Genomic DNA, 18231 nt, shown 5'->3' on the forward strand with positions numbered 1-18231 from the left:
AATGGAAAAGCAATACAGATACCCCGGCACCAGACCTTTCCAGGAGGATGACCGTAACCTGTTTTTTGGTCGAAACGAAGATATTGAGAAACTGACGGAACTTATTGTACTCGAAAAGATGGTCGTCCTTTTCAGTAAATCAGGCTATGGAAAATCCTCCTTGCTCAATGCTGGAGTAATCCCAAAACTAAAAGAAGTCGAAAATTTTCAAACGCTTAGCATACGACTCAATGATCCCGAGCGAAATCCTGTAGAATTACTGGGTTTCCATCTTGAAAATAAAATAGAGCAAAGCTGCTTTCTGAATTCAAAATTCAATATTCCGGTTGAGCTACCTGATGATTTCTCCGCAAAACTCTGGTACTATGCAAAATCAATACAGCTTTCCCACAAAGTCTCTCCCGAGCTAGTCCTTATTTTCGATCAATTTGAGGAACTATTTAATTATTCTCCCACTCAGGTAAAAGACTTTGCAAGCGAGTTGGCAACATTGCTCAACCCAAATCTTATTCCTTCGGTAAGAAGCTTATTTAAACAGAAAATTACCGACTCAAGAGAATACTTTACCAAAGAAGAAACTGAACTTTTACTGGAGCCTCTCCATCTAAAAGTGGTTTTTTCACTGCGAAGCGACCGCATCAGCCTGCTCAATCAATTGAAAGATTCCATCCCGGCAGTATTTAAAAAGACCTACGAACTTCAGCCCTTAAAAGAAACCCCGGCACGGGAAGCACTCCTCGAGCCGGCTGGAAAAGAAGGGGATTTTATCTCTCCCAAGTTTTCCTTTTCATTGGATGCCCAAGAACTAATTCTGAACAGCCTGATAGACAAAGAAAAAAAGAGTATAGAGACCTTCCAACTACAACTCATCTGTCAGCATGCGGAGGAAAAAATAATTCAGAAACAAAAAGACCATCCAAATTCCACCCAACTTGAACTTACTGCTGCGGAGCTGGGTCAGCCTGAGGATATTTTCGAAAACCATTACAATACCATTATCGGCAGTCTTCCTGCTGAAAGTCAGTTGAAGGCCCGAATTCTGGTCGAGGACAAACTGATCATAGGTGGAAACCGCGTACCACTCCCGGAATCGGTCATTATCACCGAGCATCAGATTTCAGGTGACTTGTTACAAACCTTGGTGAACAAACGCCTACTCCGCTCAGAACCCAATACAGTGGGAGGCATGAGCTTTGAACTGAGTCATGATACGCTCGTAGCTCCCATCCAAAAAACTGCAAGAATTCGTCGACTCAGAGAAGCCGAAGAAAGGGCAGAAAGAGAGCAAGTTGAAAAAATAGAAATCCAAAAAAGGCTTCATGCCGAAGAAAACCTTCGAAAAAAAGCAACAGCCGCAAAAATAAGAGCCAATATTTTATCCTATGTATCTATTACCTTATTAATTATTTCCGGATTCCTTGCCTATTGGTCAAATGAATCTAAAAATAAGGCGGAAAAGGCAACTTTTGCAGCTAATATTTCTTTGATTACTTCACAACAAAGTCTATTACTAGCGCTTGAGCAAAAGTCGGAAAGATTAAAGAGTGAAATTGAAATTGCAAAGAGATCGTGGAATATCTACAACCTGGCCAAAGCTGATTCATTGACTAAACAAATGAAATCAAAAATTGATAGTTTGGATAAAGTTAAGTATCAAAACGATACAACTATAACAAATAAAAAAGCTGAAATAGTCAATATTAAGAATCAAGTTCAAGGTAAAAAAATACCAGCTTCAAAGTGATTTTTTTGTGTTATTCAACTCTAAATAGATAATAAAATGAAAGGGTATTGCTTAGTTTTTGTGAGTGTTTATTTCCTGATTCAATTTTCTTATGCCCAATCTCCATGTCCATATTTTGACCAATTGATGAGCGATGCTCAAAAGGAATGGAAGAATGATTTTGAAAATGCCTTGAATAAATTGGCTGCTGCACGGGAACACTGTCCGAAAAGAGCGAATGAAGTTGATCAACTTATTATAAAAATTACACAAGAAATAAAAGAAAACACTAAAAAAGTTGAAACAAGTTATAGGAATTTAGAAAAGCAAAAAGAGGAAATTAATAGATCAAATACTGAAAACAAGAGGTTACTTGAAGTTTCAGAAGAAAATGCGTTCAAGTTGTATGGTAATGAATTTTCATTCTACAGTGAATCCGAATTCAGAAAGGGAAAAATTGCTTCGGCATATTACTCCTCATATTTTGCTTATCGATATTTGGATCCAAAAAACCCTAAAATAGTTAAATCTCTATTAAATGCGAATTTTTTCAGTAGATCCGACCAGGGTGATAGATATGAAAATAGCTCCACATTGTTTGGTCACTTTGATGAGGTAATTAAGGTTTTTCGGCAAGAAAATGGAAATATTATTTCAGTTTCTGCCGATGGCGAAATTTTGACTTGGTATAAAAATAGACAAAACCCAAAAAAAGCGCCAAGTTTTGATCCTTACTCAATTTTTGCTTTTTCTCCGAATGGATCTAAGATCGCTAAAGTTACAAATGATAGTACGATAATGATTCAAAACTTGGAAAAGAGTGATATTCCTCCTCAAAATCTTAAAATTGAAAAGAATCAGGGACAATTGTCTAACCTTACATTTTCGCACTCAGGTGACACTTTGTATTATGGAACATCTATTGGATTTTTTGGCTATTTCAACTTAAACAACAACTTATCAAGCCTTATTCTTAATAATGCAATTTTAGAACCCTTTAAATACAATTCAATCAAGGTCTCAAAGAACAATAAATGGATTGCAATTTTTTCAATTTATGGAGAAGAAATACTAATTTTAAATACTAAAACGCTTGATTTAAAATCAAAATATACCAACACAAAAGACCCTGTTTCCACTGAAAAATCAAAAACAAGAAATTTACCAAAAGGTAGTCAATACCCTTCATTGATCACATGCCTAGAGTTTTCTGCCAGTGGGGATTCCTTAGTTTTTGGTGACAGTGATGGATGGGTTAATTTTCTTAACATTGACGAAAATAAAACTAATTCATTTAAGGTGCATCAAACAAGTGTAACAACTTTGAATGTCTCAAATAATAACACTTATGTGTCTTCCTCATTTGATCCAGAAATTAAAATTTGGGATTTGAAAAGCATTGTCCAAGATTCAGTTATCCAAGAAATAAAGGTAGATTATTTTATTAATGATATCTATTTTACAACAATTGAGGATCCGATGATTGTGGGAAATGTAGATAATACTGTTGTAATTTGGGATCATGATCATTTAGAACCACCTAGCCAAATTTTTCCAAAAGAAAAAAATGCAATTTTTACAGGTCTATCAAATTCAGGGGATAGTCTAATATCGATCACAAATGATGGCCGCTTGGTCTTTCGAGATATAATTTCAAGTGAAATAATTGATGAAAAATTCTTACTTGAAGGGATTTCAAAATGTGGAATTTCTTCTAATAATAAACTTATTGCATGTGAAACAGTGAATGATGACTTGTTTCTGATAAATCAAGAATTCGGAAAAAAGATTAAAATCGAGGGTATATTTGGAGAAAGGTTAGATAAACTAGTTTTTAGCCCTAATGATAGCATTTTGGCAATTGGATCAAATAATCATATTTTTTTAGTATCAACTTGGGATACAGGGAAACTGGATACAATAAAAGTAAATGACTTGGAATTCAAGTTCTCATTAAATGACAGATTTATTGCGATACTTGGAGACAGTATGTCAATTTTTAAGTTGGACTCTCTTAGTAAACCGATATCAATTAAGAGCCCCCAAGTGTTCAATGATAGTCTTTCCAGCCTATATTTTAAGCGTGATATCCTGTTTCTTTCAGATCCTATAAAAAACACCTTCCTGAGTTATCTAGGAAACAAAATCGAATTATGGGAGCTAACAAAAGACATGAACTTAAAAAAAAGAATTCAGAAAAGACTGCCCGGTAGTAAATCAATTGCATTGCTGACAGCCTCTTTAAATGATAAGATATTTTCTTTCGCCGATGAATACGGACAAATAAACCTGTTTGCAATTGATGGAAACAGTTTTACTTTTCTTCATTCATTTGATGTTGATTGGGATGCATATTTTAATGAGGATTATGTCCTAAACCTAACCCTTTCAAAAAATAATGCGGTTTTGCTATCTGAGACTGAAAACTCCGTAAATGTACGTTCACTTTTAAAACCACTTTCCATCAGCAATCAATTCGATACCAATGTTATTCAATTCCAAGTACTAAAAGAGTTGGGGTTAGGTAAGCTTTTTGAGCAATCCCAAAAATTTGAGTATAAAGTTTTAAATGAATTCAGTGAAATACAGCTTCTTGAAGTTGTAAAACTACTCAAAGAAGAAGGGAAAGAAAGTGGAGATATGGAATTTTCTATAGGAAGGTTTAGAAAAGCAGAAAAAATCCTAAAAATACAAGAAAAAAAATCTGAAAATAAAGATTTAATTAATGAAGCTTTAGGGGATTTATATTTTATTTCCACTAATAAAATATTAGAGGACTTTGAGCCTGATTCTGCATTTTATTTTTTAAGCCAAGCAAATAGATATCCCTCCGATGAATTTAATTTACATTTGGTTTGGGCTGACTATTTTGAAAGATCCAATGATCAATTTGATTTAAATAAACTTAAGGACGAATTTTATATTAGAGGTTTTGCTCTATTCCTAAGTGGAAAATCCCCCGATATAGATATGGAATCTATATCGGGTAATATCCTTACTTCCGAAAAAATAATATCTCTTTATGAACAGTATGTTGATTTAGAAAATGATCCTCTTGTAATTAAAGAACTTTCAAACTATTATAATAACCTTGGCTACTACAAGATTTTTGTTGGAGATGGTATTTCATCTGAGGCAGCATTGTACAAAGCTTTAAAATATGACTCTACTAATCTTTATCCATACACAAATATTCCTCCTGCTTTATTATTGCAAGGTAGAATAGAGGAAGCAAAATTTAAATATATGGAATTAAAAGATAATTATTTTGACGATTACCTAACCTTCAAAGAGGTGTTTTTAGAAGATTTAAATTTATTCGAAACAATGGGTATAAAGGGAATAGATTTTAATTTAGTTCGGATATGGTTAGGTTTGTTTACTCAAGTTGAATATTCCTACGGAGGGAACGAAACCGGTACCTTTGAACAAACAGGCCCATTTGAGTGGCAAGAAACAAATTCTGATGGAGTTTTTTTATTTGAAGAAATAACAAGGGATGGTTGGAACATTTACCTAAATGCTCCCGGAAAATCTATTCAGCTTGATTTATTCAAGAACCAAATTTTATATAATGATGCGTTTTTATATAACATAATAGAATCTTCTATTCTGCAAGGTTCGTTAGTAGATGCCCTCAAAAATGATGGTTTAATAAAAAGCAAAAATGATTCAATTAAGGTCATAAATGGTATCATTTACATCAATGGGAAAGAGCAATCTGAAGAGGTTAGCCGAAAATATAGTATGTACTTTTAAGTTTCATAAAAATTTATAACTCGTAACCATTTTAAACTTGTAAGGAATATGGACTCAAAATCATTTCAGGAATACCTTGATAAAAGGTACTATGATCAATTGAACTACTACGAAAAGTCGTCTGACAGAAATCAGAAGCGATACAAGAATTTTCAATGGATCTTGATCATTCTGTCTGCATTGACACCAGTATTGGCAGCAATGGATTTGAATAGTTTTCCTTTTAACTATCTTGTGATTATCATATCAGCCTTGGTTGCCATTTTAACCACCGGCCTGAAAACTTTCCAATACCAGGAACTGTGGGCCAATTACCGCACTACCTGCGAGCAATTGAAACCCGAGATCCATTATTACAATTTCAATGTCGGACCCTACGGAGCTTCGGGCGTAGATAAGGAAGCACTATTTATATCAAGAGTAGAAACTATTTTGGACAAAGAGCATCAGAGTTGGCCACCTGCCAAAAAGAATGGTGATGAGCAGGGTTTGGGTGAAAAGGGGAAAAACGGGTCTACGGCGGCTGATTCATTTGGAGCAACAGACGAAGTAGAAAGTTGAAAAATTTTTTTGTGGTGGAAGTATTCTGTATATATGGATGTAGGGTATTAAAATCCAATGTGAGGAGGTGCTGACAGAAGACGAAGTTATTGTGTGAGATATTTTAAATGCAGAATTAAGGTTTTTAACGGGATGGTGAATCCCTTTTAAAATCAATTAAAGCTTCCTTGTAAATACTCCTCGCCTCCCTAAGTACCAAGCTCTATAGAATTTTATTGAAAAGATGTGCCCAATACAGGAGTCAGGGTATAGATTTGAGGGAATTTTTTTTTAGAGGAACATTGATTATTCCTAATTAGTATTTTATATTTAAATATATTTTTATTACAAAATTTTGTGTTTGCATAGGGTAAGAAAATCATTCTTGTCCGATATTATACCAACTGTTGTTTTTGCCTCTTTGTCGAGCTGTTTTCTGAAAGGTGATTCTTAAGTATTCGATAACTCACCGCAATTCCCTAAGCCAAAAGCTAATTTGTGTTGTTTCTAACTTCCCGATTGGTTATTAATCAGTTCCAGATTTAATGGATATGGATACTGGTTAAATGATTGAATATCATCAATAACATTTCTAATTCACTGAACGCTGAGAAAGTGAAATAACTGTAAAGATGGATAAAAGGTAAGGGTTCCGAAGAGTGGTTTAATATCCTCAACATACCTTTCAATTTGTTGGTGGTTAAGTGAATCAACAGGAGCAGTTTCTATTGTATTTTGACTTAGTATCATTTAAAAATTATACCATATACATAAACCATTGGACCATGAAAATCACACTCACTTTACCCGAAGATGTTGAATTCCCCACCTTGACCGCAGCGCCTTCACCTGAAGGTATTCTCATCGAAAATTTGAGGTTGATGGAGGACGGCCGGCCTGTCCCCTGCCATATCGAAGTGGTACATCGGGAAATGGATGGCAGTCCGGTTTGGTTACATATTTATGCACGGTATATTGGGGGAAGGGAATACACCCTTGTATCGTCAACAGTGCCAAGGCCTATACTTTCCGGTGAATTTGCAAATATTCCTGCGTGGTGCATAGAAGCCCGGGATCACAGAAAGATTACATGGAAAATTGATTCCATAAGGTTAGAAGATGTGATTTTTGAATTGAACAATGCCCTGGTCCGTACTTTTTATTATGAAGGCTGGTTGAATCCCGCCTCGAATACCCAAACTCCACCTTTTTTACGATTCAAGCTACGGATTACACAATTTGCCGGTTCACCTTTTATCAAATTTGACTGCTCGGTTATTATGGCAGACAAGATGGCCGAAAACCGCATAGAATATATCCGCATCCGCTTTCCAGAACTGGGCGCTTCAGAAGGTTCAACCGTGCGGACCATGCTCGATGGGCAAATCCGGGCTTTGGATGCACCTGCATTGATCCATCAATCCCGGTTTAATAAAACGAATATTCCCGGAAGCCGTCAAGCCGACGGGGTAATTGAAACGGGAGGATACACGTTATGTGTCCGCAACTTTTGGCAAAAATATCCACAAGCATTGGCAACCGAACAGGGAGGCCTTTCTTATTACCAATGGTATGGAAGGGGTACCGAATTTACATCCAGGGAACGATTACAGGTAGAAAACCTGCACAAACTGTATCATTGGCATCATGGTAGATTTTTGACCTCCCCAGCCCCTGCAGATTGGGTAGCTGCTATGGATAAACATCTAGAGAACAAGGAGCTGCAGGCAGACTTTATGGCCGGAGCTGATATGCAGGGTATTTCTTTTCATGATGACTTCTGCCTTTATGCTGGGACGGAAATAGATTTGGAAAATCTTCAAACTTTATGGCAAGAAAATCATGTGGGTCGGGTTCAGGAAGGAAGTCAAACCCGCTTGTATGGTATGGCCATCCAACAAAGGAACTTACCGGAATTAGAAAGATTCCAGATTAATGACTTTCAGGAAGTAGAAACCTTTATGGAAAAATCTATCCTCAGCTATACAGACCCTAGCCGGTTTGAAGCTTATGGGCGTTTCCTTTATGGGGAGAGCTTCCGAGTAATAAATATCAATGAAAACAGGCCTGTTCTCCATAGAATGTACCTTGGTTCTTATTATAGCGCAGGAGAAACCTATTGGCGACAGTATCTTCGGACTGGTTCCAAGGAAATTCTACAATTAGCCCGTAGAAACACTGAGCGGTACAGAGCGATCCTTCAAACAAGTTATGACAGGTTAAGGGGTCAGAAAATCGAAGGCCAATACTATAAACAAGGAGAACGTCCGGAAACCAAGTTCCACAATCCCGGAGGGTTTTGGCTGCGGGGGCATTGGTGGGGACCGGATTATGGCATGGAGACTAGGGATAACTGGCAAAGTTTAGCAGGACGTGGTGCTGATCCAGATTCATTGCTACTTTCCTATCTGACAGACGGGAATCGTTTTCATTATGACGGTTATTTGCTGTGGTACAAAAATATGGTTAAAAAAGACCCAACAGGCTTTGTCACAAGGAATGACTTTTTAAGAGGAAGTAATGCAAGGGAAGTTGCTAAGTCCTTAGGTGCCTGCGTTACCGCTTATGAACATTTTAGGGATCCAGCTTTGTTGGAAAATATAAAAGGCATGGCACATGGGATGATGAGGAACCCTTTTGCTTCTCAATTAGAACCACTCTGGTATCCGGAGTGGCCAAACAGGGTTTATAAGTACCTGCATCCTGCAGATCAGAATAAATTGTTGGAATTTTTGCACCACAATTATGATTCCAGTAACACTGGCAATGTAGTTCCTTTATCTGCTGCGGCCTTATCATTTACTCATGACAGTGATGTCAGAAAGTACATAAAACCTAATTTGGAATGGATTATGACCCTAATCCATAAGGTCGTCAAAGAAGACCGTGAACCGGAATGGCAGAATTTCGGCATCGGAGATGGTCCTTTGGGTGATGCCTTTTTAAAATTGCAATGGCCAACTTTTCTAAAAAGTATACAATTAGCCCATCATCGCCTTAGATATGAACCTGAACTGAAGGATTCGGGGATGTATCCCTGGAGCACAACTCGTTATTATAACAATAGCATCCATGAAGTTCAAAGCAGGGGGGGACAGATACTCATCAACAAAACCGATAATGAGCCATTGGTATTAAACTTTGATTTCCTGAATATGGGCTTGTCCGGGGGAAGTACCCATGGAGGTCAGATTTGGATACAGGAACCGGGCAGGGAATTTATAAACCAATTTCCTCTTTTAAATGTAAAGGAATCGGATGGGAAATGGGGCACCAAAAAAACCATTCGAATCGGGACTAAAACTTACAAACGCTACACGCTCACATTTGAACGTATTCAGACAGGAATCGTGACTGTTTATCTTGCAGGTCATCAGATGGGTATGTATGGCCCAATCAGCAACTATCCGGAAGTCATGGTATTGAAACCGAATAGTTCATGGGGAACAGACGGAGGAATTACTTATTGGTTATCTGATTCAAACCTTTTATTCAGACCCCTAGAAAGCAATACAACCCTTTCCATTAAGGCCCATGATAAGCCAAGAGGCGGTTTTATCCGAATAAATGGTATTACTCTTAAATCAAAAGAAGAAACATCTATACCCTTGGAAGAAACAACTCCTATGCATGTGCTCACCTTAGGAGCCAAAGGAGCATGCGTTGGGATATTGGAAACGGATAAACGGGTGATTATTGGAAGAAGTGTGAGTGATTTGGATTCGTTTAATGGTTTAGTGTAAAAAAACAAATTTTGATGACAAAGAGAAATCTTTTCTTTTCCTATCACCACCGCTCGGATGTCAGTTATTTGTTGGATTTGAGGAAAAAGCTTGTTGGATATAAAGTTTCAGATTATGGTTTTAAGGAATTAGACCTAGGGGAAGAGTCCAAATATAGAATCTCACGAAGGATCCAATATCGGATTTGGAGTTCATCGGTTGTGGTGGTTTTGGTTGGTGAAAGAACCGGAAATAGTGCTTGGGTTGAATGGGAAATAGGCTATGCCCTAAGAAGCATCCGTGCAAAAGGACCCCAAAAAAGGATCTTTAATCCGAAGGGATTAATTGCACTGTTGCTTCCCACAGAAAATCCAACTATGCCAAAAATTCTACAGGATCAAATAGATTCGGGGTATGCTGTTACGCTAGAATGGAATGATGTCGATAAAAAATTTTCAGAGGCCATAGAGCAGGCGATCGAAAACCGGGGAAACGTAGGGTTAATAAATCATACAATAAAACCAAAAATCCATCCTCAGGGGTTTTTGAATAGGGTGTTTTATTTTCTTTTAAATAAGGGTTAGGTAACTTATGATATATGAATGTTGTAGTCATAAATTTTGAAAACATAAACTATTTTGTAAAAGAGAAGTCCTGATTTGGTTGAGTTACTCCACATCAGGCCCTAATACCTTGGCTTCCTCCGAGTTAAACCTCGCCCACCAATTTTTTCAGTTGACGTAGGAATAGAAGGTGTTTTATAGGTTAATTGAAGGGAAGGATTAGTGCTATGATAAGGTCTAAATGATTCATTTATTTGCTTATGGATTTTCTTCTAAATAGAATTTGCATTCCGATCACATTGTCTTAGCGAACAATAATAATTTTTAACTTTTCCCTTTAATAGTTGAATTTCATTTGAGGATGTGAAAAAAATGAAAAAGTTTTTAATGATTTCCGCATTTTATTTTAATAAATATTCACATCAATATGTCTTGTACCATCCATGTCAATTTTATAAAAAGTTTAGTGATTATTTGTTTGTCTTAAGTAGGAAAAAATATACTATTTATTTATTTTTAACTGCTGAATATCAATAATTTAATGGCGATATAAATCAGCAAAAAAAGTAATGTAAAATTGTTTTTTGGTGAATTAAAATACCTAAAATTTAATATTGATGCCTAACATTCTGACTACTTCTAACTTTAAGGCTCTATATAGATAATATATTTGCTAGTTAATGATAGCAAAAAAGGTAGATATCATTTCATTGAAATGTTTTCTTAAGCCTGACTTGAAATTAAATGTTTTTGAATGGAGGCGCAACAAACAGAATTCCCTCAAAATTGAAATTATTACTTCAAATTTTCTTTAAAAAAATTTATTAAACTAAAGGTTTTTAAATCATGAATATATTCATTGGTTTTGGGTATAATGAAAAAGATAAGTGGATAAAGGAATTGGTATTTCCTCTTGTAAAATCATTTGATGGGGACGTCAATACAGGTGAAGATGTTTATGGAAATATTATCTCCTCAGCAGTTATTGACAAGATAAAAAAATCCGATGGGGTTCTTTGTTTCCTAACCCCACGAGACGAAATGGCTTCCGGTAAATTCATATCCCATAAATGGGTTTATGATGAACTTTCTACTGCCATCGCTAATAATATCCCAGCGGTAGAAATACGTGAGCAAACTATTGATAACCAAGGGGGAATTGGAGGGGACAGACAACGCATTGAATTTTCCCTTGATGATAAAGCCAACCTTTTAGTGGAATTGGCAAAACTTTTATCGGGGTGGAGAAGAAACCTAAAAGCCAGAAGATTATTCCTACTTCCCAGAGATATTGTACAGGATGCCCGTCCTTTTATAAACACCGAGGAATTAACCTGTACTTATCAATTTATGACAGGTAGTAAGGAATCTGAGACCCATAAGGCCAAACCATTCAGATTTGGTCAAGGTCTTTGTTTGGACATCTTTAATGTACCTTCGGAAGACTCCTTAGTTATGGTTTCTGTCAAAGGCCCTCAATTTGAATGGTCATCCGATTATGAATCTGTTCAGTTATTATCTATTAATCTCCAAAAAGGATAGTCATGAATAAATATAAAATTTCACAAAATTTTCAATTCGTAGGAGATGATTGGTGGAAATGGTCATTATGGATTGAAGGTAAGGATATGGATTTAGATGAAATTGATTCTGTGGTATATACACTACATCCTACATTTCCCAATCCGGTAAGAAGGATTACAAATAGAGATTCAAAATTTAAATTAGAGTCAGAGGGTTGGGGAATTTTTAAAATTTTTGCCAAAATTTTCTTAAAAGATAAAAAAGAAATTTCCCTTGAACACACCTTGTTTTTAAAATACCCTGATGGAAAAATGAATATGGAATGAAATTTTAACCAATAACCAATCAATAACATTATGAAAACACCTGAACAATTTAATCAGATCATTAAAAGACATTTAAATGTTTTTGCTGCATGGATGCCAATAGTCTCTAACTATAGGCTTGGAGATTACGGCATTATCTCAGATGGGGTATTTGTCAAATTGGGAAATATTACTGATGACTTCCAAATAACTTTTACCGAAGGTTCAGGGGCGGAGGCAAGTATTGACTTCACCTCAGAGGGAGCACGGGTAATCAAATTTGCAGGAAATGCAGAGGTTCCTGTAATTCCTGAAGGAGCAGTAGATGCCAAGGTGGAAATTGAATTTTCCAACGAGAAATCCTTCCTGGTAAAATCCCCTACCATTACTGTCAAAACCATTGAAAACATCAATCAGGTGGCTGATAAACTGAAGGGACTCAATAATTGGGATGGTAAGTGGAAAGTGGTTTATGCTGTGTACAATGCCTTGGATGCCGTTATTGTTTCAACACTTGCATCCGGAACCAAATTGAATTTCAGCGGTGACGCATCGGCCCTTGGAAAGTTAAAATTGGGAAGTGCAGGAGTAAATATCAATACCAACAAGACCCTTGGCCTAAACATCAACGGAAAAAACGGACCTATCGGACTAGGTCTTTTTAGGGTAAAATCCAAGATTTTTGGGGGATTGAAATTGGAAATTCTAAGTGATGAAATAGAAGATGAGGATGATCTGGCGATAATTTTGGAACCGGAAGAGGTCACAAAAGATGATTTATAGGAATCTTACTACCATTCTCTTTTCTAAAAAAAATGAAACAACTGATATTAGGGATTGCAAGGGCAGGTACACACAATAATTATTTATTGAATGAGGATACCCGGTATATTTCCATGTTTGGGACCAAACCTGAGGTAACCTTTACAATTTCCTGTGGCCATGACAAATTAATCGAAAAGATCAGCCAACTGCGTTATAATGATGCCGATCCCTCCTCAGCTGATGAAGCAATTTCTTATTTCCAAAGGATAACTTCCAAACTGTTGCAGGACCTGAAATACCTTACCATTGATGAAAACGATCTTAGCCCATTGCACATCCGGTTGGTAGCCACTCCTTTGGAATTGGCACAAGTCCCATTTGAGTTTTTCCCTTGTCCTGAAAATATTTCCGAGGGAAAGAAAATTCCTCTTTTGGCACATCCCGATAGGATAATTAGTCTTACAAGGGAAATCCGTCAGGAGACAGAGGCAAATTATTCCTGGCCTCACAAACCCAGAATACTTTTTGCCTGGGCCCAACCTGACCCAAAGATGCCGGTACCACATAAGGAACACCAAGCCGTATTGGAAAAAATGGTATCCCATTTGGCAAGACCCAAGAAAACCATTGCCTATCCAGAACCAAACCTTTCGGAATTTCTCACAACCATACCTCATGCATCAATAGAAGCAATACAGCAAGAAATACTCCATGGGCAAAAGGAGGAAAGACCCTATACCCATTTTCATTTATTGGCACATGGTGGGGGTCAAATTAAAAATGCAGCTGTAATGGAGTTCAGGCTACTTTTATGTAAAAATAACACTACCGATAAGATTCATCGGGTCCCGGGGGAAAGCTTGGCCAAAGCTTTGGTACCGGACAATCAAAAATTATCCCCTGCAGTGGTATCCCTTTCCGTATGCGACAGTGGAAATATAGGGAATACTATCCTCCCTTCCGGAAGTGTGGCCTATCAGCTCCATCAGGCAGGCATCCCTTGTATCATTGCCTCCCAGTTTCCACTTACACAATCCGGTTCAACCATACTTATAAAGACCCTGTTTGAAAAGATGGTCAACGGCTATGATCCCCGTCTGGCCTTATATGAAACAAGAGTGGTCTTAAAAAAAGAACAAAGCCATGATTGGTCCAGTATGATTGCTTACGCCCGATTTCCCGATGATATTGACGAGCAATTGGAAAGTTCGCAATTAAATTGGCGTTTTGATTCCATGAAGGTAAGCAATAGTTGGGTTGACCATATTTTCAAACATTGGGACGAATTTACCAAAGAGCAAATGGATGAACTTTTCCTTATTATCAAAAATAAGTTGCTTCATTCTATTGAGGTCCTTGAGAAAATGATGGATAGTAATAACGAAAGTACTCTTAAACCCCAAAACCAATCGGAGCATTTTGGATTATTGGGCAGTTCTTTCAAGCGAAAAGCAGAATTTCTCTTTCGTTGGGCGAATTTAAATCCGCAATCATCGGATGGACTGATAGCTGAAAGTAATGCGGCCTTGGAGCGTGCCAAAATCTACTATAAAAAAGGATTTGAAACCAATCCATTTAGTCATTGGAACGCGACACAGTATTTGGCCCTACAAGCCATTTCCCAAAGCATACCTGATTCCGATCAGGAAATCTGGTCCGTCACCCAATTCATGGCCACGAGGGATGGGAAAACTTTAAAAGACCAAGCTGCCAGGATTTGGGCCTGGGGAACCTTGGCAGAGCTTTACCTGCTCAAACCCCTAAATATGCCTGGTTCGAACCCTAAAGATGATCAGGATGAAATTAACCAGGCGATGGAACAGGTCCAAAAGATCGCAGCATCAGATAAGCAGTATAATAATGCCAAAGAGTCCATGGCCAGACAGCTGGAAAGGTATATCCATTGGTGGCCAAAAGTTTACCCAGATACCTTTCCACCGAAATTGGCCGCCAATGCCAAAATGCTTCGAGATCTATTGCCTCCCTTGGAGGACTTTTCATAAGTAGAAGTTTATTGGTTAGGAGTATTTTGATAAACTGGTGGGCTTACGTGTAAGTTTAAAGATTTGTGTTTAAAAAATTGAAAGGATTTTTATAGCCAAATTGTGATAATATTCGTTCAATTGACCATCTGTAGTATCCTCACTTTCTGCCAATTTGTCAAACGGCATTAACTTATTTTTTACTATCGGTTTTTTATAGCCATAGTCAGAATAGTATGTTTTGAAAAACTGTAAAGAGGACAGTGATTCGAAATTCTCAAATTGGTAATTGCGGGCCATTACAGGAATAAATTTAAATCCTTCTTCTTTCTTTTTCTTAAAAAATATAGTAAGCTCTTCCTTATTAATAAATTCCGATGCTGCAAAGTTGGCACTGACCAACAGGATGGAAGCTTGGCTATTCTCCATAGCAGCTTCAATATTTTCCTTCCAATTGCTTCCTATGTCAATTTCTGTATCCGACCAAAGTTGAAATTGATATTTTGGGTGTTGACTTAAATGAGCTTTTAAACCATCTCTCAGCAATTCCATCAATTCTCTGTCTTTACTGGAGTAGGAAACAAAAATTTTGATCTGCTTTTTCTCATCCATGGCACTTCCGCTTTTAATTGGTGGTTCATTTTTAAATAAATACAAATAATTCTCAATTATAACTTTATTTCCCTTTTGGGATTTTATGAATTTATTTTTTAAATCCCGCTGTTCAAAGATATCTTTTATAGAAACAAATTCTTCTCCATTATCAATGGAAAGCATTAAACTTTTATCATTTTCCGCCTTTTCCCAAAACAGCCTGAAAATCTCCCATTTTGAAGCCCGATCATGTTTATTTACAAAAATCTTTACCATCTTCTCATCCGGGAAGCTTTGGATTAAAACAGGATTTCCTTCCACTCTGAAAACTCCTCCATATTTCCAGTAGATTTTATCCACTGCTTTGTCCCCTATTGCAGCTATCACCCTTTGGATAATGTTAGGCAGCATAAACTCCGAAAATCCTATCATTATGGAAGCTTCTTCAGGTAAACTATTCATGGCCCATTTCAATGCCATTTCATTCTTGGGAAGTTCAGGCAAATATTGAGGGGCGATAAAACACTGATTTTCTTTATCCTCAAAAATCAATTCAAAATCCAAAATTAAAGAAACAAATGCATATGAAACTTTCTCTCCAACTACTTCAATGACTTTGTCCAAATTAAAAACCCCTCCTGCCTTTAGCACTGAACTATCTAAAATTTCATAAATTTTTGTTACCACCCATTCCGGATTTATAAAAATAAAGTCTTTCATGAATTCATTTTGGGAATAGTGTAAAATATAGCCCAAACTCTTCAAACTTATCAAATAAGATAAAATATGTTCCTTAATACTATCGGGATTTAAGGATAGTATAATTTTGAAAAAAGTATCCATTGATAAGATATTCTCATCTTTTCTTAATTTAATTATTTCAATCAACTCTCCCCATTTATTCTGCCTATTAAAATTATTGACACGTAGTTTAGCCAAATTGATAAACTCTTTTTTAAATAGTTGATATACTAGATAATTTATAGAAGCTGAAGAACTTAAAAATGCATCTTGAACACTAAAAGAAAATTGTTTTTTAATGCCGAATTCGGTCATTTCTCCATTGCTTAAATAATAGATCTGACTATTTTCTTCCTCGTCAATTTTATTCTGAATAAGTAACAAAGGTGCCCTTTCAAGGTCATCCGCTATTAACCTCAAAGAATGCAACCAATATCTAACAGGGAAAAAATTTACTGGAAGTTTCTTTTCAATAATCTTTCCGATTTTATTTTTTAGATTAATTTTTTGGTCTAAAACTCCTTGAAAATTTGTCTTGTGTTCCCATACTAAAATATAAATAGCACTTTTTTTGAAAAACAATCTATGGGTAGCATGATAATATTCCTGACCTCCGAAATCCCAAAAATAAAATTGGAACTTTTTGTCTTTGAGGTCAAAGTCATTAAATTTTATCTCAATATTCTCAGGCTCCCAAACCAAAGGCATTACACCATGAGTTGAACAGTTTTCAATAGGAGGGAAAATATCATAGCATAGAAAGTTCATTAAACTAGTTTTTCCTGCAGTGGAATTCCCAATTAAAATCACTGGGACTTCATGAGTTAAAGACTTGCCTTTTTCTATTGAGGAAAAATAGCTTTGGAGTCGTTCAAGACAATTGTCATTTTCGGATTGACTAAAAAATTCAGGGGGAATATTTAAGTTATTTTCGGGAGAAATATTGGATAAAAAAACTTCTTTAAGATTCGGATTTTGGATAAGTTCTTTAAGACCAGATAAATCTGAAATTCGACTTGTTGAGAAAACCAATTTCTGAATATTTACTAGTTTTGAGAAAGACGAAATATTTCGAACTTCGGGATTGTCAGATATGTATAAAATTTTAAGGCTTTTAAGATTAGATAATAACTCTATTTCTTTTACCTTATTTCCCCTTAAATCCAATACCTCAATGTTAAATAGACTTTTAATAAAATTAAGGTCGCGTGCATCATTATTAATTAAAAACAGTTTTTTAAGTTTTGAAAAAATTGAAATTGGTTCAAAATTGTATATGTAATTACCATTTAAATTGAGGATTTCAATATTTGGGCAATTAGTTATTTCAGGTAAATCTATCTCTAGCTCAGCTAAATTTAATTCCCTTAAGAAAACCAGGTTTTTTAATGAACCAAAATTATATATACGACAAAACTCAAGGTTTAATTTTTCAAGATTCTTTGGATGACCATTAAGCGAAAAACTATCTAAACTCGAATTTGATAAAATAAACTCCTTCAAATTAATTGGTAAATAATCTTCAATATTGAATATTCCATTCTTTTTATTAAAGTAATTTTTTTTTCCTGAATTTTGACTTATAACTCTGATCCAATCACCAATATCTTCATTATATTCATTCCAATCATTGGCCATCACCAAAGTTTCCAAATGCTCACACTCCCTCAATAACTCAAGCTCCGGCTCATCCCCACTTAATCCACAATTTCCCAAATCCAAATAAGGATCCTTGGTTTCCATGTTTTTTTTGATCAGGGTTAAGGCTAGGGAGTCCATAAAAGTTTTGTGTGGATTTGTATTCGCTTAAAACTCAAAATAATAGGATTGAATTTATCCAAAAACATTTCAATCTAAAAATATAAAGGAAAAATTTTGGATTAATAAGGTGGCTAATCTAAAAATGAAAAAATGGTCCTCGATTTTACCATTATCAAAAAAAATCTGCGTCACATTGTAAATAGAAAGAAATAGCAAAAAAAAGTCTTGAAATCAGATGCCTCCTTCCGTCGG

10 protein-coding genes are annotated in these 18231 nt (G+C 36.0%); 9 read left to right on the plus strand and 1 reads right to left on the minus strand.

Annotated elements, in window-relative coordinates:
* The first annotated feature begins 1 nt into the window (after window position 1).
* The 9 genes from M3O96_RS00095 to M3O96_RS00135 all read left to right on the plus strand — a co-directional run bounded on the left by M3O96_RS00095 (window position 2) and on the right by M3O96_RS00135 (window position 14904).
* Window positions 2–1744, plus strand: coding sequence for an nSTAND1 domain-containing NTPase (locus M3O96_RS00095; RefSeq protein WP_249717342.1), 1743 nt, complete (start codon window positions 2–4; stop codon window positions 1742–1744).
* Window positions 1745–1780: 36 nt separating this feature from the next.
* Window positions 1781–5482 (plus strand): hypothetical protein, encoded by a 3702-nt coding sequence (locus M3O96_RS00100; protein WP_249717344.1) that lies wholly within the window; start codon window positions 1781–1783, stop codon window positions 5480–5482.
* 48 nt (window positions 5483–5530) lie between these two features.
* A complete protein-coding gene (locus M3O96_RS00105) occupies window positions 5531–6043 on the plus strand; it encodes a DUF4231 domain-containing protein (RefSeq protein ID WP_249717345.1) in 513 nt (170 codons plus the stop codon).
* Between the two features lie 764 nt (window positions 6044–6807).
* Window positions 6808–9765 (plus strand): hypothetical protein, encoded by a 2958-nt coding sequence (locus tag M3O96_RS00110; protein ID WP_249717348.1) that lies wholly within the window; start codon window positions 6808–6810, stop codon window positions 9763–9765.
* 14 nt (window positions 9766–9779) lie between these two features.
* Window positions 9780–10328: a TIR domain-containing protein gene (locus M3O96_RS00115; protein WP_249717352.1), complete on the plus strand. Its 549-nt coding sequence runs from the start codon at window positions 9780–9782 to the stop codon at window positions 10326–10328.
* An 825-nt stretch (window positions 10329–11153) separates the two neighbouring features.
* Window positions 11154–11849 (plus strand): hypothetical protein, encoded by a 696-nt coding sequence (locus tag M3O96_RS00120; protein WP_249717355.1) that lies wholly within the window; start codon window positions 11154–11156, stop codon window positions 11847–11849.
* Between the two features lie 2 nt (window positions 11850–11851).
* Window positions 11852–12157: a pYEATS domain-containing protein gene (locus M3O96_RS00125; RefSeq protein ID WP_249717358.1), complete on the plus strand. Its 306-nt coding sequence runs from the start codon at window positions 11852–11854 to the stop codon at window positions 12155–12157.
* A gap of 30 nt (window positions 12158–12187) precedes the next feature.
* Complete coding sequence (locus M3O96_RS00130) at window positions 12188–12919, plus strand: hypothetical protein (RefSeq protein ID WP_249717360.1); 732 nt, start codon at window positions 12188–12190, stop codon at window positions 12917–12919.
* A 32-nt stretch (window positions 12920–12951) separates the two neighbouring features.
* Window positions 12952–14904 carry a CHAT domain-containing protein gene (locus M3O96_RS00135; RefSeq protein ID WP_249717363.1) on the plus strand — a complete coding sequence of 651 codons (1953 nt, stop codon included), beginning with the start codon at window positions 12952–12954 and terminating at the stop codon, window positions 14902–14904.
* A gap of 69 nt (window positions 14905–14973) precedes the next feature.
* Here the strand turns inward: M3O96_RS00135 and M3O96_RS00140 are convergent, their stop codons facing one another.
* Complete coding sequence (locus M3O96_RS00140; RefSeq protein WP_249717366.1) at window positions 14974–17997, minus strand: COR domain-containing protein; 3024 nt, start codon at window positions 17995–17997, stop codon at window positions 14974–14976.
* Between the last annotated feature and the right edge of the window lie 234 nt (window positions 17998–18231).

It is taken from the genome of Aquiflexum sp. TKW24L (assembly GCF_023502205.1).
Lineage (GTDB): Bacteria > Bacteroidota > Bacteroidia > Cytophagales > Cyclobacteriaceae > Cognataquiflexum.

Coding starts and splice junctions, on each gene's coding strand:
- M3O96_RS00095 (WP_249717342.1), top strand. CDS start 2: ATGGAAAAGCAATACAGATACCCCGGCACCAGACCTTTCCAGGAGGAT.
- M3O96_RS00100 (WP_249717344.1), top strand. CDS start 1,781: ATGAAAGGGTATTGCTTAGTTTTTGTGAGTGTTTATTTCCTGATTCAA.
- M3O96_RS00105 (WP_249717345.1), top strand. CDS start 5,531: ATGGACTCAAAATCATTTCAGGAATACCTTGATAAAAGGTACTATGAT.
- M3O96_RS00110 (WP_249717348.1), top strand. CDS start 6,808: ATGAAAATCACACTCACTTTACCCGAAGATGTTGAATTCCCCACCTTG.
- M3O96_RS00115 (WP_249717352.1), top strand. CDS start 9,780: ATGACAAAGAGAAATCTTTTCTTTTCCTATCACCACCGCTCGGATGTC.
- M3O96_RS00120 (WP_249717355.1), top strand. CDS start 11,154: ATGAATATATTCATTGGTTTTGGGTATAATGAAAAAGATAAGTGGATA.
- M3O96_RS00125 (WP_249717358.1), top strand. CDS start 11,852: ATGAATAAATATAAAATTTCACAAAATTTTCAATTCGTAGGAGATGAT.
- M3O96_RS00130 (WP_249717360.1), top strand. CDS start 12,188: ATGAAAACACCTGAACAATTTAATCAGATCATTAAAAGACATTTAAAT.
- M3O96_RS00135 (WP_249717363.1), top strand. CDS start 12,952: ATGAAACAACTGATATTAGGGATTGCAAGGGCAGGTACACACAATAAT.
- M3O96_RS00140 (WP_249717366.1), bottom strand. CDS start 17,997: ATGGACTCCCTAGCCTTAACCCTGATCAAAAAAAACATGGAAACCAAG.